Source organism: Enterococcus columbae DSM 7374 = ATCC 51263, assembly GCF_000406925.1.
GTDB lineage: Bacteria > Bacillota > Bacilli > Lactobacillales > Enterococcaceae > Enterococcus_E > Enterococcus_E columbae.
The window spans coordinates 339,593-365,126 of sequence record NZ_KE136348.1 but is presented as its reverse complement, the minus strand read 5'-3'; the positions used below and the strand labels follow the sequence as shown (position 1 = coordinate 365,126).

General features: G+C 38.3%; 22 protein-coding genes. 18 read left to right on the top strand and 4 right to left on the bottom strand.

Going from position 1 to position 25,534, the window contains the following annotated elements:
* Window positions 1–276: 276 nt before the first annotated feature.
* Complete coding sequence (locus RK02_RS06605) at window positions 277–849, bottom strand: DsbA family protein (RefSeq protein WP_016183481.1); 573 nt, start codon at window positions 847–849, stop codon at window positions 277–279.
* A 262-nt stretch (window positions 850–1,111) separates the two neighbouring features.
* Window positions 1,112–1,693: a CYTH domain-containing protein gene (locus RK02_RS06600; protein WP_016183480.1), complete on the bottom strand. Its 582-nt coding sequence runs from the start codon at window positions 1,691–1,693 to the stop codon at window positions 1,112–1,114.
* 212 nt (window positions 1,694–1,905) lie between these two features.
* Between RK02_RS06600 and yjbM the strand changes: the two genes are divergently transcribed.
* From yjbM to RK02_RS06570, 6 genes are all read left to right on the top strand, one after another.
* The gene (yjbM, locus tag RK02_RS06595; protein WP_016183479.1) at window positions 1,906–2,625 is read left to right on the top strand and encodes a GTP diphosphokinase; all 720 of its coding nucleotides are present in this window, start codon (window positions 1,906–1,908) and stop codon (window positions 2,623–2,625) included.
* 379 nt (window positions 2,626–3,004) lie between these two features.
* Complete coding sequence (locus RK02_RS06590) at window positions 3,005–3,817, top strand: NAD kinase (protein WP_016183478.1); 813 nt, start codon at window positions 3,005–3,007, stop codon at window positions 3,815–3,817.
* Window positions 3,817–4,710 carry an RluA family pseudouridine synthase gene (locus RK02_RS06585; protein ID WP_016183477.1) on the top strand — a complete coding sequence of 298 codons (894 nt, stop codon included), beginning with the start codon at window positions 3,817–3,819 and terminating at the stop codon, window positions 4,708–4,710. Before RK02_RS06590 ends, RK02_RS06585 begins: the two co-directional genes overlap by 1 nt.
* 157 nt (window positions 4,711–4,867) lie before the next feature.
* Window positions 4,868–6,238, top strand: a complete 1,371-nt coding sequence (gene mgtE, locus RK02_RS06580; RefSeq protein WP_016183476.1) for a magnesium transporter — start codon at window positions 4,868–4,870, stop codon at window positions 6,236–6,238.
* A 204-nt stretch (window positions 6,239–6,442) separates the two neighbouring features.
* Window positions 6,443–7,759 carry an AAA family ATPase gene (locus tag RK02_RS06575; protein ID WP_016183475.1) on the top strand — a complete coding sequence of 439 codons (1,317 nt, stop codon included), beginning with the start codon at window positions 6,443–6,445 and terminating at the stop codon, window positions 7,757–7,759.
* Between the two features lie 3 nt (window positions 7,760–7,762).
* Window positions 7,763–8,362: a hypothetical protein gene (locus tag RK02_RS06570; protein WP_016183474.1), complete on the top strand. Its 600-nt coding sequence runs from the start codon at window positions 7,763–7,765 to the stop codon at window positions 8,360–8,362.
* A gap of 325 nt (window positions 8,363–8,687) precedes the next feature.
* Here the strand turns inward: RK02_RS06570 and RK02_RS06565 are convergent, their stop codons facing one another.
* Together RK02_RS06565 and RK02_RS06560 are read right to left on the bottom strand one after the other, a co-directional pair.
* Complete coding sequence (locus tag RK02_RS06565; protein WP_016183473.1) at window positions 8,688–9,818, bottom strand: thermonuclease family protein; 1,131 nt, start codon at window positions 9,816–9,818, stop codon at window positions 8,688–8,690.
* Window positions 9,819–9,858: 40 nt separating this feature from the next.
* On the bottom strand, window positions 9,859–10,944 hold the full coding sequence (locus RK02_RS06560) for a thermonuclease family protein (RefSeq protein ID WP_016183472.1): 1,086 nt from the start codon (window positions 10,942–10,944) through the stop codon (window positions 9,859–9,861).
* A 623-nt stretch (window positions 10,945–11,567) separates the two neighbouring features.
* On the opposite strand from RK02_RS06560, the gene RK02_RS06555 reads away from it, so the two are divergent.
* The 12 genes from RK02_RS06555 to RK02_RS06500 all read left to right on the top strand — a co-directional run bounded on the left by RK02_RS06555 (window position 11,568) and on the right by RK02_RS06500 (window position 25,509).
* Window positions 11,568–12,287 carry a sugar transferase gene (locus RK02_RS06555; RefSeq protein WP_016183471.1) on the top strand — a complete coding sequence of 240 codons (720 nt, stop codon included), beginning with the start codon at window positions 11,568–11,570 and terminating at the stop codon, window positions 12,285–12,287.
* Window positions 12,288–12,305: 18 nt separating this feature from the next.
* Entirely contained in the window at window positions 12,306–13,367 is a 1,062-nt protein-coding gene (locus tag RK02_RS06550) for a glycosyltransferase family 4 protein (RefSeq protein ID WP_016183470.1), read from the top strand.
* 697 nt (window positions 13,368–14,064) lie between these two features.
* Complete coding sequence (locus tag RK02_RS06545) at window positions 14,065–15,738, top strand: phospho-sugar mutase (protein WP_016183469.1); 1,674 nt, start codon at window positions 14,065–14,067, stop codon at window positions 15,736–15,738.
* Between the two features lie 19 nt (window positions 15,739–15,757).
* Window positions 15,758–17,068, top strand: a complete 1,311-nt coding sequence (locus RK02_RS06540) for a sugar phosphate nucleotidyltransferase (protein ID WP_016183468.1) — start codon at window positions 15,758–15,760, stop codon at window positions 17,066–17,068.
* 20 nt (window positions 17,069–17,088) lie between these two features.
* Window positions 17,089–18,054 (top strand): type I phosphomannose isomerase catalytic subunit, encoded by a 966-nt coding sequence (locus tag RK02_RS06535; protein WP_016183467.1) that lies wholly within the window; start codon window positions 17,089–17,091, stop codon window positions 18,052–18,054.
* A 20-nt stretch (window positions 18,055–18,074) separates the two neighbouring features.
* Window positions 18,075–19,328 (top strand): glycosyltransferase, encoded by a 1,254-nt coding sequence (locus tag RK02_RS06530; protein ID WP_016183466.1) that lies wholly within the window; start codon window positions 18,075–18,077, stop codon window positions 19,326–19,328.
* Between the two features lie 12 nt (window positions 19,329–19,340).
* Complete coding sequence (locus RK02_RS06525; RefSeq protein ID WP_016183465.1) at window positions 19,341–20,471, top strand: glycosyltransferase family 4 protein; 1,131 nt, start codon at window positions 19,341–19,343, stop codon at window positions 20,469–20,471.
* An 83-nt stretch (window positions 20,472–20,554) separates the two neighbouring features.
* Window positions 20,555–21,589 (top strand): glycosyltransferase family 4 protein, encoded by a 1,035-nt coding sequence (locus RK02_RS06520; protein ID WP_016183464.1) that lies wholly within the window; start codon window positions 20,555–20,557, stop codon window positions 21,587–21,589.
* Between the two features lie 119 nt (window positions 21,590–21,708).
* Entirely contained in the window at window positions 21,709–22,080 is a 372-nt protein-coding gene (locus tag RK02_RS06515; RefSeq protein ID WP_018451774.1) for a serine O-acetyltransferase, read from the top strand.
* A gap of 19 nt (window positions 22,081–22,099) precedes the next feature.
* Complete coding sequence (locus RK02_RS06510) at window positions 22,100–23,218, top strand: glycosyltransferase family 4 protein (protein ID WP_016183461.1); 1,119 nt, start codon at window positions 22,100–22,102, stop codon at window positions 23,216–23,218.
* A gap of 35 nt (window positions 23,219–23,253) precedes the next feature.
* Complete coding sequence (locus RK02_RS06505; protein WP_016183460.1) at window positions 23,254–24,333, top strand: glycosyltransferase family 4 protein; 1,080 nt, start codon at window positions 23,254–23,256, stop codon at window positions 24,331–24,333.
* A 3-nt stretch (window positions 24,334–24,336) separates the two neighbouring features.
* The gene (locus tag RK02_RS06500) at window positions 24,337–25,509 is read left to right on the top strand and encodes a glycosyltransferase (RefSeq protein WP_016183459.1); all 1,173 of its coding nucleotides are present in this window, start codon (window positions 24,337–24,339) and stop codon (window positions 25,507–25,509) included.
* The last annotated feature ends 25 nt before the right edge of the window (window positions 25,510–25,534 follow it).

Below are 25,534 nucleotides of genomic sequence, written 5' to 3'. Positions count from 1 at the left end.
GAGGCAAATTTTCCGAGTAGCTAGTCGTTACGCACGGATTACATAAGGATGTCTAGCAAGTTGATTAACTCCATCCATCTAACTTCCAGTCTGGGAAAGTTTAAGTAAATTTAAACTTTTTCAGGCTATTTATTTGTTTAAATAATGAAATCATCATCTAAGTACAAAGCAAAAATGTATGCACACACATCCAAAATGTTATTTAGCTAACTGAAAAAATCCCTTTAGCTTATAGAAAAGTCGAGTGAATTCGGCTCTATAGCTAAAGGGACTGTTTTATGAATGATTTAGTTCTCGTATTTCTAAATGATTGAGCAAGGTTGGAAACTGCCAGATGTTTTCCTTACCTTCAATAATATAGCTGGTCTGCTCATCAAATTGATTGCAATACCAGACAATCGTATCGACCTTTTCTACCTTCATATCACAAGCTAAGTGTTGATCTTGCTCAAATAGTTGCTTACAAAGAGGGGCTTTGCGATCTTCAGCGAACACTTCGCAATCGCCACCAGTTTGTGCAAACAACTGACCAGCCAATTCTTGATTATAGTTTTGAGAATCAGCTTGCACTAAACGCAAAAATTCACGCGCGTAACGTTTGCCTTGTAATTGCGCAGCCTTATAGTCTAACGCGATTTGATAGGCCTTGGATAATAAATGATTGCGAGTAGCCAGATTATCATTTAATTGGTTGGTTTGAATAAATTGTTGGATTACCTGCAAATTAACCAATGGAATCACCTGCAATCGCACCGGAGTACTCAGTGATGATTGACAAAATGTCAATAAATGCTCAATCTCATTAGAAAAAGGCACTAACGGATTCACAAAGATATACAAATCATTCATCATACTCACTCCTCATAAATATCAGCATGAAATCAGAAAATAAATAGCAGTTGTTGCTAAATGGTTCATGCTCCTCTAAAGCGACTGGCCTGTTTGATGTTTTCTTTATAGCTAGCTAAATAGTCATAAAGAAAACTTATACAATTTAACTTTATCAAACTTTCGCTAATTTATAAATCAATACGCTTGTGAGGGAAGGTGCTAATCTTTCGTTTTTACCAAAGCTTAAATAAATCTCAGCCTAAACGAATATTCTGAAATACTAACTGAGTCCATAGGCTTGAAAGGCGCGCGCAATTTTATTGGTAGCTGGTTTGTAGGTAATGGCTAGTTGCTGACACAATTTTTCAAAAGCTAGCTTACCTTTATTGTAATCGGCTACTTCCAACTCTAATTCATAGTCGTGCTGCTGATGATACCAGCTTTCATCTAGAGCAATTTCACCTATTTCAAGGTTGAATTGATAACGCTTGGTAGTAAGTTCAGCTAATAAACGCAATTCATTTAATTCAATCCCTAAAGCCTGCAATTTTTTAGCGACTGCCCCATGTTTAGGTAAAGTTTTTTGCTTTAGATAGGGCTGGATTTCAGCTAAACTGTAATGATCTGTGGTTTCTAATAAGCCTTCAGCTAGTGGGGTTTTTAAAGTAAGTTCAGCTTGATTCGCTAGGGTGCGAATTCTTAGGCCACAACCAAGATTTTTTAGCTTGAAATCTGGGGTATCAAAATAACTATTGCTTTGGGTAAAGGCTTGTGCCGCACGTAATTGCCAATAGTCGATACAGCGTTGATATTCTTCATAGGTTAATAAGGTCTTTAATTCGATTTCGATTTGTTCAGCCATAGCATGCTCCTCGTTTGAATAATTTTTTCTATTTATATAGTAACAAAAAAAGGCAACAATTGACCAATAAGTTTTTAAGAAAACGTTTCCTCATCTTTGGTTCGGTTCATAACTATGCTATAATTTAAATAGTGAGCTTTTTTTACATCAATAGAACAATGAAATAAAATCAACTAAGTGTTTTGCGATAAAATGTTTTGCTGAGGTGACTTATGGAGCGTAAATGGGATGATTTCTTAGCACCGTATGAACAAGCGGTCAATGAATTGAAGGTAAAATTACGAGGGATTCGTAAACAATTTAGAGAAACCAAACAGCATGTGCCAATTGAATTTGTAACTGGCCGTGTCAAGCCAGTCGAAAGTATTCTAGCCAAATCCAAGTTACGGGGCATTCCTTTAGATCGTTTGGAAGAGGAGATGTCAGATATTGCGGGCTTGAGAATCATGTGCCAGTTTGTAGAAGATATTCATCAAGTCGTTCAGCTATTGCGCAATCGCAAGGATATGAAGGTCATTATCGAGCGTGATTATATTACCAATAAGAAGGCAAGTGGCTATCGTTCTTATCATTTGGTGATTGAATATCCAATCCAATTATTAGACGGTGAGCGCACCTTGCTGGCAGAAATTCAAATTCGCACCCTAGCGATGAACTTCTGGGCCACTATTGAACATTCGTTAAACTATAAATATCAAGGCGACTTCCCTCAAGAAATCGGGGAACGTCTGCGCCGAGCAGCTGAGGCAGCCTATCTTTTAGACGAAGAAATGTCGAGTATCAGAGAAGAAATTCAAGAAGCGCAGCGACTGTTCTCTCAAGGAAAACGTGGACAGATCGAAAGCACGACTTCAATGGATCAGGCTGAATTTGGCAGCCTCAACCACGAACTCGAACAAGCCTTTATGGAAGAAGAAACGCCTAGTGAATAAATAATCTAGCCTAAATTCACTCATGTTACTTAAGAATAGCAAAAGGAATAACTGAAAATGAAATAAGCTGGTACAAAGTGATTGCATAAATAATTAAATTTATGCAGGGGATATACCCTTACATGAGCAACTGATTTTGATGCTTTTGTACTCTTAAGATTTGGATACCAGTAAATATTTAACAGCTAGGCGGGTGGCAGACACCAGTTTTTGTACTCTTAAGATTTAGGTTTCAGTAAAAACTAAACTTATTCTCAATGATTACTGGCTAGCTATTATTCTTTGTTCCATTAGTCGTTTACAACCTTACTTTCTTTCAACTTTACGCATCAATTAATCATGTGCTGGCCAGTTTGGTTCAGTCAGAAAGGGTAAAACCATGAAAATAGCGATTATCCATAATAGAGAAGCCCTTTCGTTAAAGGTAGCTGATGAATTAAAAAATTTATTACAGACTTCAACGCATCAAATGGACCAAGAAAATCCTGATTTGGTCATTTCAATTGGTGGGGATGGGACCTTATTGTCAGCCTTCCACCTATATAGCCATAAACTTGAACATGTGCGCTTTTTAGGTGTGCATACGGGACATTTGGGCTTTTATACTGATTGGCGTGATTACGAGCTTAAAGAATTAGTCGATTCACTTTGTAGTCAAACTGATCAAACGGTGAGCTATCCATTATTAGATGTGACGATTCATTATCGCAATGAGAAGCCTACTCAGCATTTTCTAGCGCTGAATGAATCTACGCTTCGACGCAATAGCCAAACGCTAGAAGCCGATGTGTATATTAAAGACGAATTATTTGAAAAATTCCGTGGCGATGGGCTATCTGTGGCTACGCCGACTGGTTCAACTGCTTATAACAAAAGTATTGGTGGGGCAGTGCTGCATCCTAGAATTAATGCGATGCAGCTAACCGAGATTGCTTCGTTAAATAATCGCGTCTTTCGTACATTAGGCTCGCCAATTGTCTTGTCGCCAACGGAATGGGTAGTTTTAGAATTGCCTGATAAAAAACAAGCAGCCTCTTATATGATCACCATTGACCAGTTTTCAATGGAGCATTCAGAGGTAGAAAAAATCGTTTATAAAATTGCCGAGGAACGCATTCACTTTGCTTCTTATCGTCATACCCATTTTTGGCGGCGTGTGCGGGATTCGTTTATCGGAGAAGTGGAGAATTAATGGAATTTTGCTATCAATTTAATCAAGAAAGCCCCAAACAGCTAAAAACCTTTTTAAAAGAGCAGGGAATTTCTAAGGGATTACTAGCTAAAATTAAATTTCAAGGTGGCAAGATTCAAGTCAATGGCACCGTGCAAAATGTCTTATATCAGCTTAAATACGGCGATCAAGTGCAGATTACCTTGCCAGCTGAAGGAGAGCATGAGACGGTGCTATTAGATGAGACCCCAATTGAGATTGTCTTTGAAGACGAACATCTGCTGGTGGTGAATAAACCAGCTGGCATTTCCTCGATTCCAGCCCAATACCATCCGAATGGGACCATGGCCAATCGGGTGAAGGCTTATTATAAGCGCCAAGGCTATGTCAATCAGGTCATTCATGTGGTGACGCGTCTTGATCGAGATACCTCAGGCTTGATGCTCTTTGCTAAGCACGGCTTTTGTCATGCAAAATTAGATACGCAGCTGCGCCAAAAACAATTTGTCAAAAAATATCAGGCACTTGTCACTGGCGAAATCTTAAAGCTACAAGACCATGCCAGCATTGATTTACCGATCGCCCGTGATTTAACGTCACTATTAAAGCGTAAAGTTGACAGTAACGGTCAGGCAGCCAAAACCGAATACTGGCTAGAAAAACGCAATCAAGACTTAGCTTTAGTAGATATTCAGCTGCATACAGGACGAACCCATCAAATTCGCGTACATTTTAGTGCGATTGGCTGTCCTTTACGTGGCGATGAGATGTATGGCGGAATCGTTGATGCGCAAATGCCTCGCCAAGCCTTGCATTGCTACGAGCTAGCCTTTTGCCACCCATTTAACGAAGAAGCTTTGCATTTTCACTTAGATTTACCTAAGGATATGCAGCAATTAGTCAACGGACTATAATATGCGTTAAAATACGCTACCAGCTAATCTTAAGCTCAGTCAAAAAATTGATTGAATCAAGTACTTTGCTTAAGTACTAGCAAGACCGAACAATTAAAAATCGTTGAAGCAAAACAGATGAAATACGAAAAGAGTAACTATAGAAGAGGTGAGAGCAATGGATGAAACATTAGAACAAGAATTAATGGCACGTTTCGAACGTTTAACTGAAGAATTACGCACCAATCAGATTCAAGCTTTTCGGGAGGATTTCCTGGAGATGCACTATTATGAGCAGGGGCAATTCTACCAGTCATTGACTAGTGAGGACCGTCTATTGCTCTATTCCCTCCTATCGCCCAAGGAAATGGCTGATATGTTTGACGTGATTGAAGAAGACCACGAAAACATGAGTCTATATCTATCGGAAATGCGCCCAAGCTATGCAGCGGCTATGCTCGCAGAAATGTATAGCGATAACGCGGTTGACTTATTAAACACTTTAGATAAAAAGCAAAAAGCGATGTATCTCAGTCTGATGGATAAGGAAGTCGCAGCAGATATCCGGGAGTTATTACATTACGAGGATGAAACAGCCGGCTCCATCATGACGACCGAATATGTTTCGATTGTCGCTAACCAAACCGTGCGCTCAGCGATGTATGTCTTAAAATCAGAGGCCAATGTCGCCGAAACCATTTATTATATCTATGTCGTGGACAATGAGGATCGCCTCGTTGGGGTAATCTCGCTGCGTGATTTGATTATCAATGATGATGATGCGATGATTCAAGAGGTCATGAGTGAACGGGTGCGTTCAGTGCACGTTGGCGATGACCAAGAGGATGTCGCCCAAACCTTCCGTGATTATGACTTCCTTGCTTTACCAGTCGTGGATTATGATGATCACTTAGTCGGTATTGTCACGGTCGATGATATTATCGACGTTATCGATGATGAAGCCACCAGTGACTACTCTGGTTTGGCGGCCGTTAACGTTGAAGAAGTCGATGAACATCCCTTAAAAGCGGCCAGTCGTCGCCTACCCTGGTTAGTCGCTTTATTATTCTTAGGGATGATTACTGCGACCATGATTAATCAATACGAGGAATTAGTCAGTGAAGCCAGTATCTTAGCTGTCTTTATCTCGCTCATTACCGGGACAGCCGGAAATGCGGGCACGCAAGCGCTAGCGGTTGCTGTTAGACGAATCGCCATGCCAGAAGACAAAGAGCGCAGTTTCCTCATCACCGTGCTTTCTGAATTGATTACCGGCCTAATTATCGGCTTGATTACTGGGATTGTGATTTTTGTCCTAGTTGCTTTATGGAAGCACAATCCAATCCTTGGCTTTGTCATCGGCATTGCGATGATGTGTGCAATTACCGTGGCTAACCTTGCAGGTACCTTTATCCCTATGCTGATGGACAAACTTGGCTTTGACCCAGCCGTTGCCAGTGGCCCCTTTATCTCGACACTGAGCGATTTAACCAGTGTCTTGATTTATTTTAATATCGCTAGTTTGTTTATGGGATATTTTATCAAATGAACAGAAGCAAAACTATAAGTGAATAAAGTAAAAGCCCCAACTAATGATTTGTCATCGTTAGCTGGGGCTTTATTTTTGGATATTTTCAATAGTTGTAATCAATATAATTTTGAAAGCTTATCGAAATTATAGAAAGTAATTGAATTAAACGATAAAAAAATGTACAATTTGTATATAGAAAGTAAAAACAGGAGGTATTGTCTCATGTTTTCTGTAATAGAAGCTAAAAATTATAAGTCTTTTGCTCATTTGTATTTAGATTTGAATAAGAATAAGAAAGCTAAAACTGTCAAAAATATGATTAGTATATATGGAGAGAATGGTTCAGGTAAGAGTAGTGTGATTTACCTTTTTGAGATTTTAGCTCATTCTCTTCATACTATTCAAACGTTTAATAACTTGGTTGAATTACGAGATAAACTAGCTCGTAATGTAGATGTTGAAAAAAAAGATATTAATAAAATTGTTTATGAAGTATCAAAATCATCTATAACCAGAATCGTTGAAGATTGTCGCATGATTGATAATGATGATCCAATGCAGCTTATTTTCCATTTTATTTTGAATGGAAAAAATGGTAGCTATACTTTGGAATTTAATAAAGAGAATCAATTGACCTTTGAAAAATTAGACTATGTTATTAATCGCAATGTAGGAACAATATATGAAATTTGCTATACGAATCATGAAATCCATTCAGCATTTAGCAAAAGTATTTTTACTAATAATGGTTTGATACAAGATTTTCAACAATTGGTTGATAAAAATTGGGGACAGCACACATTTTTAGCAATCTTGAATGATTTTATGGCAAATATAAATGAACAATTTATTAAGAAACATATCAGCTCACATTTGTTTGAAGTGATAGATTTTTTTGAAGGGATAGGCTATGCCGATAATGATTTATTTGGTGTTCGCTTACCAAATAAATTTTTGATTGATTTTTCAAGTGGAATCATATCTAAGGATAAGCAAGAGTTGTTAGAAAATACTGAGCGAGTATTTGAAGAATTTTTCACTCAGATTTATTCAGATATCAAGCAAGTAAAATATGATGTTCGTGAAGATGGAAATCAGCTAATCTATCAATTATGTTTTTACAAATTAATAGAAGGACAGCTTCGCAAGATTCCCTATAGTTTAGAATCACATGGAACCAAAAAATTAACGGATATCCTTTATATTCTATTAAGTGTTACTTATGGTTTTGTAGTTGTTGTTGATGAAATCGATGAAGGAATTCATGATTTAATGATACAATCAGTATTAGAAAGTGTGACGGACTCACTTAAAGGTCAATTGATTTTTACGACTCATAACACTTTTTTGATGCGCAGTTTCGATAAAAATAGCATGTATGTGATTGATATTGATGCAAATGGGTCAAAAAGTATTACTTCTTTAGATCATTTTCCTACTCAAAGGAATCATAATATCCAAAGTCAATACTTAAAAGGATATTTTGGTGGCATGCCTTATCCTGGCACTATCGATTTTGATGAAATGCTGGAGGATTAGGACATGAAAGGAAATAAAATGGGGAGAAATCTCCGTACGATAGTGGTATGTCATGGAAAAAGTGAAGTACGTATTGTTGAAAATTTAAGACGTAATCTAAAAATTCCTATTGCCATTCTCTCAGAAAAAAATGGCAAAAATAGCATTCAAATTGGTAAATCTTTGGATCGATTTTTGCATAAAAAATTAAATAAGAAGAAAGCAGTCAATGATTTAGGGATAATCGAATATGATAAAAAAGGTCAACCTCTAGATTTAAAAATATTTATCTTAATGGATTTAGACGATGTGCAAGAACATCAAATGATTGAAAATTATAAAAATGGAACCCTTTTTTCTAAACACAAATTTTCTAACTTGATTATTCCACTATACAATGATGGTAACCTAGAAGAAGTGATGTTACGTATGGGATATGATACACCTAACGATAAAAGAGAAAAAGTAATGGTGTATGATCGTTTATTTAGTGCCCAAAATATTTCTGAAAATTTAACGAGTATTGAAAAATTTATGGAAGATTGTAAAAAATGCAAGCAAACAAACATGGAATTATTACTCCAGCATGTCATTGAGCATGCTAAATCGGTAGGTAATTTCTAAGTTGCTGTACAATAAATCATAGTACTTGTTGGCTATTTTTTGACACATTGATAAAAATTAATTGCATAGGAAAAGGTCAGGAAGCATAGGATGCCCTGACCATTTTCTTTGAAGAAATTAAAAGAAGTAACTTAAATATTTAATCTGCAACCAAATTCCATACAGTTTCTTTTGAAGAAATACTTAATATAATGGGAATTGATTTATTAGAGTTTGAGAAACTGGAATAGATATTCAAATTTTATTAGTCTAACATTCAATATGGATGTTTGCTTTGCCAGCAAAAGAAAAGCTGTAGGCGAAAAACGCCTACAGCTTTTTCTCCTTATCCTCTTGGGGCTCTGAAACCAGCTTGTTCAGCTTCAGAGATGGTTTTAAACATCTGCATAGGATTCGTGGTCCGACTATAATATTTTGAACCCGGAATATGATAAATCCCATTAGCAGAACCTTTGATTAGGCCATTGCCATTGGCATCGACATATTGTGTCTCCGCATTGGTTGCTGGGGCTGGTTGGTTTTGTGCTGGTGTAGCTTGTGCCGGAGTAGTTGCTTGGTTTTGCGCTGAAGCATCCTCATGATATCCTTGTGCATCAGCATAGCCAGCCACACTCCAAATGTTGAGATTTTCTGCTTTTGCTTGCTCTTGAGCCGCTTGGACTTGATCTAGATATTGGGTGTTTGGTGGTGTAATATAGCGAACCATAGCCAAGCCTTCCCGTGCCAAAATTTCTTGAACCAGTTGACCGTCAGCAAAGACATACATCAATTCACGACCGTAATGATCTTGCTTTTGGCCAATATCATAAGCTAGCTCAATGGTTTTCGCTTGTGTCAAAAGCTGGTGTACTCGTTCCTTGGCTTGATCAGCATAAGGTTGGTGCGACTTAGTTTCAGGTGTATCAATTAAAAGATAGCGGACCTTAATCATCTGAGAACCAAGGAGAAAATAGGTCGTATCCCCATCCACAAATTTATTGACTGTAGCGGTAATTTTTTGATTGGCTGGTTTACCTAGCAGAAACTGCGCTGGCTCCAATGGTTCAGCTGATTCAGTGGTTGTGCTAGTGGTTGTACTAGTCGTGGTACTAGTAATTTGCGTTGTGGAGGAGCTAGCTTCTACGCTGCTAGTACTAGGGCTAGTTGAAGTGCTTTTTGCTACCTGAGTAAGCTTGTTACTGGTAGTGGGCTTCTCTTGTTGGGTAGCGACATTTCCATTTGAATGACCATAGACATAGCCGCCTAATGATACACACAGAACGAGCGCCAATGAGGACAATACAATTCCTCCACGTGCTTTTTTGTTACCATAATAATAGATACCATAGCCAGCTGTGACAATCCCAGCGATAATCAATAGCGGAAAGAGAATTTTAATAATATAAACAATCACGGCAAGGATAATCATTATCCCAATCCACGAGCCTTCATTTTTCTTGCGATAACGTCTAGCCAAAATTACTCACTCCTTAACTTTTTGGTTTGCAGTTACTTATCTATTCATAGCCACATAAGGTATAGCCTTGCGCTTGTGCTTCTTGCAAAGTCATTTGTACCGTTCCGTTTGCTCTACGTAGTCCGCGACAGGTTGGATCAAAATGATATCTTCTGCCACTTTGCGGAGCAACCCAAACCATTTGTTGATTTTGCTGTTGGGCAGCCTGTTGCTCGGCTAAGCGCTGTTGTTCTAGTTGGGCGGCGCGAGCAGCCGCTTCTTGTCTTTGACGTTCTTCTTCAGCTTTGCGTGCGGCTTCTTGTCTTTGTCGCTCTTCTTCTGCTTTACGCGCTGCCTCTTGTTCAGCTTGCGTGACTGTAGTACTGACCTGACTAATCCGTTGGCTGTAGGTGGCTGGTCGTTTATTTTCTGGAACTGCTTGCAGTGCAACATTAGCTTGTTCTAAGGTTTGGCGATTCGGTGTGGCTTCTGCGGTTTGAATCGCTTTTTCAGCCGCTTGGATTAACACTTGATTCTTTTGATAGAGCTCGTAGGCGGTTAAACTAAAAGCGTGATCAGTGGTTACATAGCCATCATATTGCCAAACACCTAGTAAATGCTCTTGTGCAGCTAGACTGTCTTGAGATAATTGTTTATTTAACGCTTTATTTTCTAAGTGATGTTCAGATAAGATAGCAAGTCCTTTTTGCAGTAAATGACTTTGTAAAAGCTCATTGCCTATCCAGATGTAGGCAAGCTTCGTCCCATTGATTGTTTTACTTCCATAATATGGATCATATTGTAACTTAATTTGTTTGGCATGACTTAAAGCTGTCTGAACTTCATCTTTAGCTTCAGCAGCTAAGGGCTCTTTTTTATCTGGGTTTGGCGTTAACACACCTAAAAAGCCGACGTTGATTTCCTTGTCAGCTAGTTTAAAGGTAGCCGATTGTCCAGAATTCGCTTTGACGAATTGAACCGGATACTTTTTGTTGTCGCTTTTATTGGTGTATCTCGCTTTAGTTGAGCTAGTGGTCGTGTGGCTTTCTTTTGTAGTGCTGTCATGTTTTGAACAGGCAGCCGTATTAACCGCTAGCATCAATAGGGATAAGGTTGTAAGTAAAATAGTTGATAACTTCTTTTTCATCTCAAAAACTCCCTTCATTTATCACACTTTTTGCTTCATTTTTATAACATCCTTAAAATAAATTATATTAAGTGTTCGTTGATTTGTCTATATTATTTTATTTACAAATAACTAATATTTTAAATTGAAAATTCAACATCGTGATAATTAGTGAATTGTTGAACTTTATTTATTTGTCCGGAGTTTTATGGTATAATTTTAAAGTTGTTAGTGGCCTATCCATGTTAGGTTGTGGAGAGTAGATTGTGAGTCTACAAGGCGTATGAAAGAACGAAAGGATTTATCGTTACTTTGAATGAGGTTAATTTATTTTAATCTTATCGAACTCTTTATAGAATAAACTGTTTGTTAGTTAAAGAAAGTTATGAAATCTATTTTCATGAAAATATTAAGAAAATGAGAGTTGACAGTAGGTTTATGAGAGTGTATGTTAGAGCTATGTGACTAAATTTAAGGCCGTTTGGAAAAAGATAATTACTACTATTAATATATATTAATTTTTACTTATGTATTAAGATAGTGATTTGAAGTTTGGAGTGAACAGTGGTTGGTAACTAATTTGCTGCTGTGAAGCTAACAAAAGATTAGCAAAAATGAAATGATATTATTGGAGCGTATGAGAAGTGTGTAAAGGTGTGGGCGATAAAAAAATGGAAATGACCGAATCGGTAGAGGAAATTACTATTAATGATCCTGAATTAGAACCACTAAAAAAACATTTAGTACATAAACAAAATTATTTAGCTATCAAGCGTTTAATAGATATTATTGGAGCAGTGGTTGGCTGTATCCTATCTATTCCATTTATTCTTTTAGTCGGTTTAGCCATTAAAATTGAATCGAAGGACTTAATGGCTAAGGTCTTCTTTGTGCAAGAACGGGTTGGAAAAGATGGCAAGCTGTTTAAAATGATTAAGTTTCGATCCATGCATGAAGATGCAGAAGCACGATTAAAAGAAATCTTACATAAAAATGAAATCAAGGGTGCTATGTTTAAGATGAAAAACGATCCTCGAGTGACTAAAGTCGGTCGCTTTATCCGGAAAACAAGCATCGATGAACTACCCCAATTTTTTAATGTTTTAGTGGGAGATATGAGTTTAGTCGGTCCGCGTCCACCTTTGATGCGCGAAGTCGTACAATATAAAGAAAAAGACAAAGGACGCTTACTAGTCAAACCAGGGATTACCGGTTTGTGGCAGGCGACGGTCAGAAATGATACAGATTTTGATGGAATGGTTAAACTAGATTTACGTTATATCAAAGAATTAAGCTTTAAAACAGATATGAAAATATTATTAAAAACAATCTTAGTCGTGATACATCCGAATGGAGCGTATTAAAAATATTTGGGAGATTACATGGTAAAAGAAAAGAAGAATTTGTTGATATATGCTCATTATTATATTTCTGATACGGCATCGACTGGACAAATTGTCCGAGAACTTGCAGAAGGAATGTTGGACAAGTTTGATATTACGGTAATTTGCGTGGTTCCTAGCTATTTAGGAACCATTGAAGATAAATATAAGACACAGAAATATTACGAAGAAGAAATCAACGGAGTAAAAGTTTTAAGGATAAGAGTACCGGAGTTCAGTAAAACCAATAAGAAAAGCCGTGTGAAGAACATTGTTTCCTATTTTTTTGGAGCGATGTTTGCAACATTCAAAGTTGGAAAAATGGATTATGTGTTCTCTATTTTCCAGCCTCCGATTCTCGGTCGTTTGCTGGGCGTCTGGGGCAAATGGATGAAACATGCCAAGTACATCTACAACATTCAGGACTTCAACCCGGAGCAGGTACTGGCTGTTGGCTACACCAAGAGCAAGCTGGTGACTGATGCCATGATGTGGTTTGATAAGTTCAGCTGCAAGCGCAGTGACCTTGTGATCACAGTCGGCCGTGATCTGGTGGAGACGGTGGAGAACCGTTTCAAAGGCAAGAAAGTTCCCAAGACCGTTATGATCAACAACTGGATCGACGAGAACGAGATTTACCCGTTGGATGAAAATAATGAGAGAGTTCTGGCATTCAAGAAGAAGTACGGCTTGGATGGCAAGTTTGTCATTATGTACTCCGGCAATATCGGTCTTTACTATGACTTGGAGAATTTGATTAAGATTATAGAGAAAATCAAACCGGGTACTAAGACTGCCGAGGGTCGAGATGTTGTATTTGCTTTTGTTGGTGCTGGTTCCGTGCTGGATAAGTTGGTGCTGTATGTAAAAGAGCATCACATGGACAATGTGGCTTTCATTCCGTATCAGGATAAAGCTGATTTGATCTATAGTCTGAACGCCGGTGATGTTCACTGGTGTGTGAACGCAAAAGGCATCAAAGGCGTGAGCTGCCCTTCAAATGTCTACTCAACAAACCGTATTGACGTAGCATCGTCGAAAAGAACCTGTTTTGCACACTAATTGGGGTGCTGAAATTGGTTATATTTCACAGTTACATGAACTTAAAGTGCCAGATGCTTATACAAAATGCTGAAATTTTGACCCCTGTGGCACAAAATTGGCACAACTTTTTCAGAAGTTTTGAGGAAAAGGTGAAAAACAGGAGGAAACATCAAAAATCCATGAGTTTATCATTAACGTCTGAAACTGCTGTTGAGTACACTATCTGACCTGCTAATGACACCTACATCATAAGGGTTTGTTGAGTCGTGAAAATTACGGAAAAATAGATGATTTCTACTTCATAAAACAGCTGTTGAGTAGAGCCTGGATGATGATAAATACATGTTTTGTGTGGTGAGAGTGAATGATTTGTTCATGGTGAACAATGAATGGAGAGAAATGGACTAGGTGATATATACAGTTTTAACAAAACTCGTGCGCCGAGAGGGTTTGATTCAACAATCCAACACTTAGAAAAACGTCATTGCAAGGGTATACGGGGTTCGATTATATAAAGTAACACTTCGGCTATAGAGGAATAGAGACGAGTGTACTCAATAGAAGTGGTATGTAGTAGAAAACATGATTGCTGGGGTAATTGGATACGACAGCATAAGAAAACACTTAGCCGAGTGAGCAGCATGGGGAAAAAGAAATACCATCCATATGGATGTGTACATAGATATAAAGATACTTTTAAGGGAGTAAATGAATTATGGATATTAAAAAAGAATACGAGCGATGGCTGGTGAATGCAACTGCGGATGCAGATGTTGCCGCTGAACTGAAAACGATGGATGATACAAAAATTGAGGATGCTTTTTATCGTGATCTTGCTTTTGGCACCGGTGGTCTGCGTGGCGTAATTGGCGCAGGCACCAATCGGATGAACGTCTACACCGTAGCGAAAGCTTCTCAGGGTCTGGCTGATTATCTGAAAAAGAACTTCACAGAGCCGTCTGTGACCATCGGCTATGACAGCCGCATCAAGAGCGATGTGTTTGCAAAGGTGGCAGCGGGCGTGTTCGCAGCCAATTGTGTTAAGGTCAATATCTGGCCTGTCCTGATGCCGGTTCCGACCGTGTCTTTTGCGACCCGTTATCTGCACACCTCCGCAGGTGTCATGGTGACGGCTTCTCACAACCCTAGCAAGTATAACGGCTATAAGGTCTACGGTGCGGACGGCTGCCAGATCACCACTGAGGCTGCTGCGGAAATTCTGGCGGAGATTGAAAAACTGGATATCTTTGCAGACGTCAAGACCGGTGATTTTGAAGCAGGCATGGCAAACGGCAGCATCCAGTACATCCCGGATGAGGTCTACACCGCCTTCGTGGAACAGGTCAAGAGTCAGTCGGTTTTGTTTGGTGAAGAGGTTAATAAGGATGTGGCCATCGTGTACAGCCCGCTGAATGGCGCCGGTCTGAAGCCTGTGACTCGCACCTTGAAGGAGATGGGCTACAGCAACATCACGGTGGTCAAGGAGCAGGAGCAGCCGGATGGCAACTTCCTGACCTGCCCGTACCCTAACCCTGAGATCAAGGAAGCTATGGCACTGGGCATGGAGTATGCCAAGAAGTGCAATGCCGACCTGCTGCTGGCAACCGACCCCGACTGTGACCGTGTGGGCATCGCTGTCAAGAACAAGGCAGGCGAGTATGAGCTGCTGACCGGCAACCAGACCGGTATGCTGTTGTTGGACTACATTTGCAGCCAGCGTGTAAAGCACGGCAAGATGCCTGCCGACCCGGTTATGGTCAAGACGATCGTCACCATGGATATGGGCGAGCAGATTGCTACTCATTACGGCCTGCGTACCATCAATGTGCTGACCGGCTTCAAGTTTATCGGCGAGCAGATTGGCAAGCTGGAAGAGCATGGCAAGGCAGATAGCTATGTGTTCGGCTTTGAGGAAAGCTATGGTTATCTGACCGGCTCCTACGTCCGCGACAAGGACGGCGTGGATGGTGCCTACATGATCTGCGAGATGTTCAGCTACTATGCCACCAAGGGCATCAGCCTGCTGGACAAGCTGGATGAACTGTACAAGACCTATGGCTACTGCCTGAACACCCTGCACAGCTACGAGTTCGACGGCAGCGCTGGTTTTGCCAAGATGCAGAACATTATGCAGGCGTTCCGGGGAGACATCAAGGAGTTTGGTGGCAAGAAGATCGTGAAGCTGCTGGACTACGCTACCGGTCTGGGTGGTCTGCCCAAGTCCGATGTGCTCAAGTTCCTGCTGGAAGATAACTGCTCCATCGTGGTGCGACCTTCCGGCACAGAACCGAAGCTGAAAACTTACATCTCTGTCAGTGCAGAAAATAAGGAAGCCGCCGAGAAGGTGGAAAGAGAGATTTGCAAGAGTGCTGAAGAGTTCTTGAAGTAAAGATAGAGGAGAAAAAATTATGAATTTTATTTTACTTTCTGGTGGTTCAGGTAAGCGTCTCTGGCCTCTTTCTAATGACGTGCGCAGCAAGCAGTTTATCAAGCTGTTCAAGAATAATGATGAGTATGAATCTATGGTGCAGCGTGTCTATCGCCAGATTACTACGGTAGATGCTGATGCAAAGATCACCATTGCAACGAGTAAATCACAGGCAAGTGCTATCAAGAACCAGCTGGGCGAGAAGGCTTCTATTTGTGTAGAGCCTTGCCGCCGCGATACATTCCCTGCCATCGCACTGGCTGCAGCTTATCTTCACGATGAGCTGGGTATGGCAGAGAATGAAGCAGTTGTTGTCTGCCCGGTTGACCCTTATGTAGATAATACCTATTACGAAGCTGTCAAGACTTTGCAGGAACTGGCAGAGCAGGGCGGCGCAAATTTGACCCTGATGGGCATTGAGCCGACCTATCCTAGCGAGAAGTACGGTTACATTATCCCGGAAAGCGGCGAAAATGTCAGCAAAGTTAAGGAATTCAAGGAAAAGCCGGATGTGGAAACGGCTAAAAAGTATTTGGCTCAAAGTGCGCTGTGGAATGCAGGCATCTTTGCGTTCAAGCTGGGCTATCTGCTGGACAAAGCACACAGCATGATCGATTTTGAAGATTACCGTGATTTGTTCAATAAATATGATACCCTGACCAAGATCAGCTTTGACTATGCTGTGGTCGAGAAAGAGTCCAGCATTCAGGTTCTGCGTTACAGCGGTGACTGGAAGGATGTCGGCACATGGAACATGATGGCCGAAGTCATGGCAGATAAGACTAAGGGCAAAGCCATCCTGGATGAAACCTGTGAGAACACCAATGTGGTGAACGAGCTGAATATCCCGATTCTTTGCATGGGCTGTAAGGACATGATTGTTGCAGCCAGTGGTGATGGCATCCTGATTGCTGATAAAGAACGCAGCGGTTATATGAAGCCTTATGTGGAAAAAATTGAGACGGAAGCAATGTATGCTGAGAAGTCTTGGGGTACTTATACGGTTATTGATGTGCAACCGGGTTCCATGACGGTCAAGGTTTCTATGAGAGCTGGCGAACACATGACGTATCACATGCATAACTACCGTGAGGAAGTGTGGACGGTCGTTTCCGGTAAGGGTAAGGCAATCGTTGATGGCATGGAGCAGGTTCTACGTACTGGCGATGTGATCACCATCGCAGCAGGCTGCAAACACACGATTGAGGCCATTACTGCACTGGATATGATCGAAGTCCAGCTGGGCGAAGAAATCAGCGTCGCAGATAAGATTAAATTTCCGATGGAATAAAAACAGTGGGAGACAGAGTAATGGAAATCATGAAATTGATTCCGACGGGTAAAGATTATTTGTGGGGTGGTACTCGACTTCGGGAAGAATATGGTAAAAAGCTTGATCTAACACCATTAGCAGAAACTTGGGAGTGTTCGGTTCATCCGGACGGTCCAAGTTATGTGGCAAATGGTACATATAAAGGAAAAACACTGGCTGAAGTGCTAAAAGCCCATCCAGAATACCTCGGTACAAAAGTAGAAAACGGTGAATTGCCTGTGCTGGTGAAATTCATCGATGCCAAGAAAGATCTCTCAGTACAAGTGCATCCTAGTGATGAGTATGCGAGAGAACACGAAGGTGACAATGGTAAGACTGAGATGTGGTATGTCATCGATGCTGATGAAGGAGCCAGTCTGATTTATGGTTTCCAGCATGAAGTGACGGAAGAAATTCTCCGGAAAGCGGTTGAAACTGGAGCGTTGGATAAACATCTGCAAAAGGTTCCAGTTCACAAGGGCGATACTTACTTTGTTCCGGCAGGTACTGTGCATGGCATCGGTAAGGGCATCCTTGTGGCAGAGATTCAGGAAAGTTCCAATGTGACCTACCGGGTCTATGATTATGACCGCGTGGATAAGAACGGCAAAAAACGTGAGCTGCACTTTGACAAAGCTGTGCAGGTCATGAACATGAAGGTGGCACCGGATGTGAGCCAGAAACCGAGAATGGTGAAATACTATTCTGGCTGCTCCCGTGAACTGCTTTGTCGGTGTAAATATTTTGAAACAGAAAGAATACAAGTAACGAAGGGCTTTGCCTTTTCCGTGATGGATACCTCTTTTCAGGTATTAATGTGTCTGAATGGTTACGGTGAAGTGCAGACGATGGACGCGGAGCAGAAACCGATGCGCTTCAGTAAAGGTGAAACACTATTTTTACCGGCAGGATTGGGCAGATGCTTGGTAGTTGGAGATGCAGAGCTGATAAAAGTTCGGTGCTGAAAAGCAAGAATGAGGAGATTATGAAAAGATTGGTATTTTTGACGGCTAGACTTCCATTTCCGGCTAGTTCTGGGCGTAAAAATGTGATGTACAATTATTGTAAAATTTTGCATGAAACATATGGGTATGATATTACAGTTATTTCGTATTTAGAGGAAGGCGATGATCCAAATAAAAAGCCGGATTTCATCAATGATGTCATAGTACTGCCAAATGTTTCGGCAAAGAAAAAAATAAAAAATCTGATGTTAAAAACATTTTTTCAAAGAAAATGGCCAATGCAGGTTTCTCTGTTTTGGGATTCTTTAAATGCTGTTCGCATCAAGGAAGTTTTGGATGAGATTAAGCCGGATGTTGTGATTGCAGATATGGTGCGAATGACTGAATATGCGCGAGAATATCAGGGCTATAAGATTGCTGATTTAGATGATATGCTGTCAATTCGTTATGAGCGTCAATTATCGCAAGATATGGCATCAATTAATCCATATGGGGCATATTTATATTCTTTACCTAAAAATGTACAGAAAATTCTCTCCTCAAGTGGAATGAAAACTGCCATACTAAAATCTGAAGTATCATTATTGAAAAGATATGAAAGAAATATTGCTAAAAGCTATAACAAGATAGTTTTTGTAGCAGATCGAGAAGCAAAAATCCTTAATAATGAGTTGAAGTTTGACCGAGCAGTTGCAGTTCCGCTGGGTGTTGATGTTGAATATTATGGAGAATTCTTCGATAAACAGGAAAAGAATCAACATACGATTGCTTTTTTAGGCGCAATGAGTGTGGCCCATAATGAAGCCGGTGCAATTCACTTTATAAGAGATATTTTCCCATTAATACAAGAGAGGGTATCAGATGCCCAATTTATCGTTGTTGGTGGAGGAATAACAGATCAACTTAAGAAAGCTGCAAAAGGAAATGATTCAGTTGTCTTTACTGGAAGGGTAGAGGATGTAAGAACTGAGGTTGGAAAGTGCCAGGTATTCGTATGCCCACTTACGTTTGGAAGTGGCATAAAGACCAAAAATCTCGAAGCAATGGCAATGGGAATTCCAGTAGTAACTACGACAATTGGAGCAGAAAATATCAATGCAATTGACGGTCAGGATTGGTTGGTTGCAGATGATGATCAAGCATTTGCGAATCAAGTAGTTCGTGTTATGACGGATACTTGCTTGAGTGAAAGATTAACTCGAAACGGTAATTCTTATGTGAAAGAGAACTTTACATGGAATGTAGCAAAGGAAAGAATGAAGCAGATTGTGTAAGGAGAAATAACGGTGCGAATCGGTGTTGATGGAAATCTATTGTGTGGAAAAAAAACAGGAATGGGAATTGTTGCGGCTTCAATATTAAAAAACCTAGAATTAGATGATGCCGAAATTGCTATTTTTGTTCCGGGAAAGTTAGACACAGAGCTGACTGAAATATTTAAAGAAAAAAATTTTGAAATTGTGAACTGTAGTTCAGCAAATTATTTCAAATGGGAACAACTTGTTTTGCCCAAAGCTGTAAAAAAATATAATATAGATGTTCTTTGGTGTCCATACAATACAGCACCGTTAAAGGTTTCTTGTCCTACGGTAGTAACAGTACACGATGTAATTTATATGTCCTTAAAGTTAAAAGAAGCTAGCTCACTGTATAAGAAGGCCGGATTAATTTATAGAAGAACAGTTGTTCCGCAGGCAGTAAAAAGAGCAAAAGAGATTGTAACAATATCTAACTATGCAAAGAAGGATATATGTGAGTCCTTTCCTGTAGCAAAGGATAAAATCCAAGTGATTTATAACAGTACAGATTTTGAAGTGTGCCGTTTGAATCCAGATGAAGAACATTTTTTTTTCAAGAAACATAAAATCGAAAAGCCATATATTTTAGGATTTGGTTCTCTGGAATCAAGGAAAAATTCGATGGGGCTGATAAAAGCGTACAAAAGATTAAATCAAGAGTTAAGAGATAAATATCAATTAGTTCTGTTTGGTTTTAGAGGGTACAAAGAATCAAAAGAATATGCCTATATAAAAGAAAATAAAATTACAAATATTATTGTTTTGGAATATGTAAGTGACGAAGAAAAAAATAGTCTGTATAAAAATAGTATAATGTTTGTGTTCCCAACATTTTCTGAAGGCTTTGGAATACCGATTTTGGAAGCGTATGTAAATGGAACGCCGGTAATCACATCTAATGTGACTTCATTGCCTGAAGTAGCCGGTAATGCCGCTGTCCTTATTGATCCACATAATACAGATGAGATTTGTGTAGAAACAGAAAGATTGCTGATGAATGAGGATAAAAGAAGCGATTTGATAGATAAAGGCAAGAGGCAACTAGATAAATTTGATTGGAAAAAATCAGCGAAGGAAATGTATGGAATATTAAAAGAGGCAGGGGGAATTGAAGAGTAAAAAGTGTATTGTCACGATGGTTTTCTACTTAAAAATAGAACATCATAATTAAGTACAGGACAAAGGTGGCTTGAGGTAATATAATGAAAAAATATGCGATAAATGGATCGCCGTTAGCAAATAGAACTACAGGCATAGAAAGATATATGTTAGAGATTATAAAAAGAATCGATAAAAAAATTGATTCAGAACATATTAAATTGTATTTGTTATGCCCAGATAATACAGAAATTAAGTTGCCAAGATTGCAAAACATTGAAGTGGTGAGACTGCCATCAAAAGGTAGCAAAATTTGTATTGGAAAACTTAGAAGTTATTTAAAAAGTAATAATATATGTTATTGTTCAATGTCAGGAAATTTGTGTATACAGAAAGGTGCAATTATATGCACACATGATATACGTCCTTTAATATATAAGAAGTATGATCCACTGATGTTCAGAATTAAATGTATAATTAACTTTGTGTCAAGTAAACTAAGAGCGGGAAAAATTGTAACAGTTTCTGAAACATCAAAAAAAAAGATAATGGAATATTTGAAGGTGTCACCTGAGAAGATAACTGTTATTTCAAACGGGTGGGAACACATGAAGGATATTTCAGAAGATGAGAACTTCTGGGGGAAACATCCAAATATAAAAAAAGGTGAATACTATTATTCGTTAGGTAGTCAGGCTCCCCATAAAAACTTCATATGGGTTGTTGAAAATGCAAAACGACATCCAGAGAACAAGTATGTTGTAGCAGGGAAAGTTTGGGAAAACTCATCTGATACAGTGATGAAGGAACAAAATATAATTTATTTGGGATATGTGACAGACGAAGAGAATAAGACACTGATGAAACACTGCAAGGCATTTGTATTTCCATCAAAATATGAAGGCTTTGGAATCCCACCACTGGAAGCATTGTCATGCGGGGCAAAATTGTTTGTAGCAAATACATCATGTCTTCCAGAAATTTTTAAAGATGTCGCAGTGATGTTCGATCCGGATGATTACAGTTTTTCATTTGAACAAGACAGAAAAATTTCCGATAAGAAAATTCAAGAAGTTCTAGAAAAATATTCATGGGAGAGAGCAGCAATCCAATGGATTGATTTGTTTGAGGAGAGCTAAAATGGACAAAGATAGTAGAGTAAGATGGTTAAGAGACTGCGAGCAGTGTCAAGGAGATACTAAAAAAGTTTTAAAGATTTTAAAGGGGGGTACAGCTCGCCCGCAAAGAAAACTTGACATTGATCCAAAAAGTTCAACTTCTACTATATAAAGGATTAAACAATTATTATAATCGAATTCTTCATGGTATTGAAATTCCATTATGTACAGAAATTGGTGTAGGATTAAGATTAGTACATATGAATGGAATTGTAATAAATAAGGATGCTCTAATAGGAGAGAATTTTACAATTTTTCAGCAGGTTACCATTGGAGCGGTCCAAGGAAAAGCTGGAGCACCAATTATAGGAGATAATGTATATATTGGTGCTGGTGCAAAAATATTAGGCAATATAAAAGTTGGAAATAATGTTAAAATCGGAGCAAATACTGTTGTAACAAAAGATGTTCTAGACGGAGTTACAGTAGTTGGGATAAATCAGATTCTATAATAGGAGAAAATGTATATTTATGAGGATCGGAATAGATGCGCGGCTTTTTACCGGAAAAAATATGACAGGAATTGCAGTTACTCAATATGAGATAATAAAGCAGCTTGCATTAATTGACAAAAAAAATGAATACTATTTGCTTAGTAGAGAAAAAGTTCAACTTGATTTTCCGATTCCTGAAAATTGGCACGAGGTCGTAGAACCTTTTAAGCAAGGCATGGTCTGGTATAATACAAAATTAATTACCTTACTGAAAAAATATAAAATTGATATATTTTGGAATTGCAATCACATTCTTCCACTGAGAAAACCTAAGGGAGTAAAATATGTTTTGACAATTCATGATTTGGCATTATGTAAATTTAGAGGGATTGGAGAAACAAGTAATGTTGTAAAGCAAAAACTATTTGTTCGACATTCCTGTAGGATGGCAGATAAGATCGCAGTTGTATCTGAGTGTACAAAAAAGGATTTGATGCAAATCATGAAGGTTCCTGATGACAAGATTATCGTTTGCTATAATGGTGGAGCTGAAGCGAAAAGTAGAGTTTCAGATGATACGATTAAAGTCACAAGAGAAAAATATAACATCACGGGGCGTTATATTTTTTACTTAGGAACTTTGGAACCACGGAAAAATATTTTGACAGCGGTTAAAGCATTTGATGTGTTGCGAAAATATGAAAATATTCAATTTGTTATTTCGGGTGGAAAAGGCTGGAAATATCAGCCCGTGTTGGATCAAATCAATAGATCTAATTATAAAGAAGATATTATTTTGACAGGATATGTAACCCCAGAAGAGAAAAGCGCACTATACTCTGATGCAATACTATTTGTATTTCCATCAATATATGAGGGATTTGGAATTCCTATTTTAGAAGCTTTTAGCTATGGAACCCCCGTTATAACTGCAAATAATTCATCATTGGCTGAAGTTGGAGGAAAGGCGGCTTTTTACATCCAGGATGCCTTAGATGCAAATGAATTAGCAACACTAATGAATAAGGTGTTGCATTTGGATGTTTCTGAGAGAGAAAAACTTAAAAAGAGCGAACAACGGCAAACCCAAAAGTTTAGCTGGAAAGCATCAGCATGCACAATGCTACATATTTTTGAGCAAACAATGAAACAATGAAACAAGCTAAATTAGATGTAAGGAAAATCAGGAAAATGAAAAAGCCACAAACTTTATTAGTACTAATGCCAGAGATCGTTTGGGGAGGAGCAGAAAGACAATTTCGGTATCTGATAAATAATATCAAAGTAGATAAAATTGCTGTAGTGTGTCCACATTCATATGCAAAACAAGCGAACTCATATGTAACAAACGAAATAAATAATAAAAACGCTGAAATAGTTGAGTCAAGACGTCCTGTTCATAGCAAAATTAATGTGATTATATACTATTTGTGTGAAATAAGAAAATTATTAAAAAAGTGTAATATATCCACAGCAATTGTATATGAAGCATATGGATGTTATTTGATTCCATATTTGAAGCAAAAGGGTGTTAAAGTAATTTATTCTGAAAGAAATTCTGGTGAAGGAATTGTTCAGAGTAAGTTGCTGAAACTATTTGTTGGGAAATCTGATGTAATAACAACAAATTCGTTAGCAGCACGGGAACTGTTAAGAAAATATTATAAGCAGAAAATTTTTCTGGTAAAAAATGGAATTGAAACAGAATCAATTAAACTTAAGCCAGATATAGAAAATGCTAATACAATTTTAGTGCCAGCAAGAATATCGAAAGTAAAAAATCAAATGATAATGCTTCGATTTCTTAAAAAAGATACGGACTTTAAGGGAACCGTTATTTTTGCTGGAAAAACAGAAGATGCAGATTATATGGACGAGTTGTGCAAATATGTTGAACAAGAAAGAATGCATGACAGAGTTGATTTTATAGGATTTACATCCGAGATGGAATCGTTGTATCAAAAAGCAGATTTGGTTGTCTTGCCCTCGCTTGTTGAGGGAATGTCTAATATTATATTGGAATGCTTTGCTAGAAAAATTCCAATCTTAGTAAGTAATATTGAAATGAACACATTCACTGATAATTTGAAAAAATGGTCCTTTGATCCCCAAGTACCAGATGAATTGGTTGAACTGTTTAGTAAGTGGGTAAATTTAGATTTAAAAGAAAAGAAATGTATATTAGAAGAAAATAGAAATTATGTGTTAAATGAGCATTCGTTGAAAAAAATGACAGAAACGTATGCTGATATTATAGAGGAGATTGGCTAAAAAATGAAAACTTTGTTGTTTGACTTGTTGAATGCGCAGCCAATAGGAAGTTCTAAGTTTCATGGTGGCGGAGAATATATTAAACGTGTGTTTGATAGGCTTGTTCAGGAATATTCGAAGATAATTAGAATTATTGCTTTTTATGATCATGATAAATTTTTGGATGAATGGCTTATAAAATTAATGGAGGATTATAGGATCGAAACTGTTAATGTTAAGTCGATTTATGAGCTTCCAAACGTTTTCAGTAATAACGAAATAGATTTGTTTTATACAGGGCTTCCATATGAATATCGGACGGAAATATTGCCAAAAGGAGTGTATAAAGTTGCAACCTTTCATGGAATGAGAGCTGTAGAATGTCCACATGATGAATATGAGTATAAATATACAGATTCGATGAAAGTTAAAATGAAAGAACAAGTACGGACATTCCTTAAAAATACGAAGTGGGGATATGCAAAAAATAAAGAGCAGGGCATAGCGAATTATAAAGAATGTATTGCGGCATTTGATAAAATTGTCTGTGTGTCAAATCATACAAAATATTCATTACTGAACTATTTTCCAGAGTTGTCGGAAGATCAAGTGGAAGTGCGTTATTCACCACTTAAGAATAGTACATCAAGAAGTATAGAAAAAAAATTTGATAATCTAGTAAAAGAAAAGTATATCTTGCTTTTAGGTGGAAATAGGTGGATAAAGAACAGCTATAGAGGATTAAAAGCATTAGATGATTTATATTCGAGAGGGCATCTTCAGAATATAAAGACAGTTGTAGTTGGAAACTTGTCAAAGACTGTTAGATCAGAGTTAGTAAACAATGATAAGTATGATATTAAAGGATATGTAAGCGATGATGAACTTGAATTTCTTTATAGAAACTGCGAACTCTTCTTATATCCTACTTTGAATGAAGGCTTTGGATATCCACCACTAGAAGCAATGATTTATGGAAAAACCTGCATTGTTTCTGGTATTTGTTCTTTACCGGAAATTTGTGGAGATGCTGTCTACTATATTAATCCAACAGATATTGGGGAAATTCAAAATAGAATTCTATGTGCATTGTCTGTGCCTATAAATACTGAGCATGTTGTTTTACAGAGTAAAAAAATTCAAGAACGACAAGAAAACGACTTAAAAATGCTTTGTGAAATGATTTTACGTGATTAACATTTTTTAGGGAGTAAAGAATATT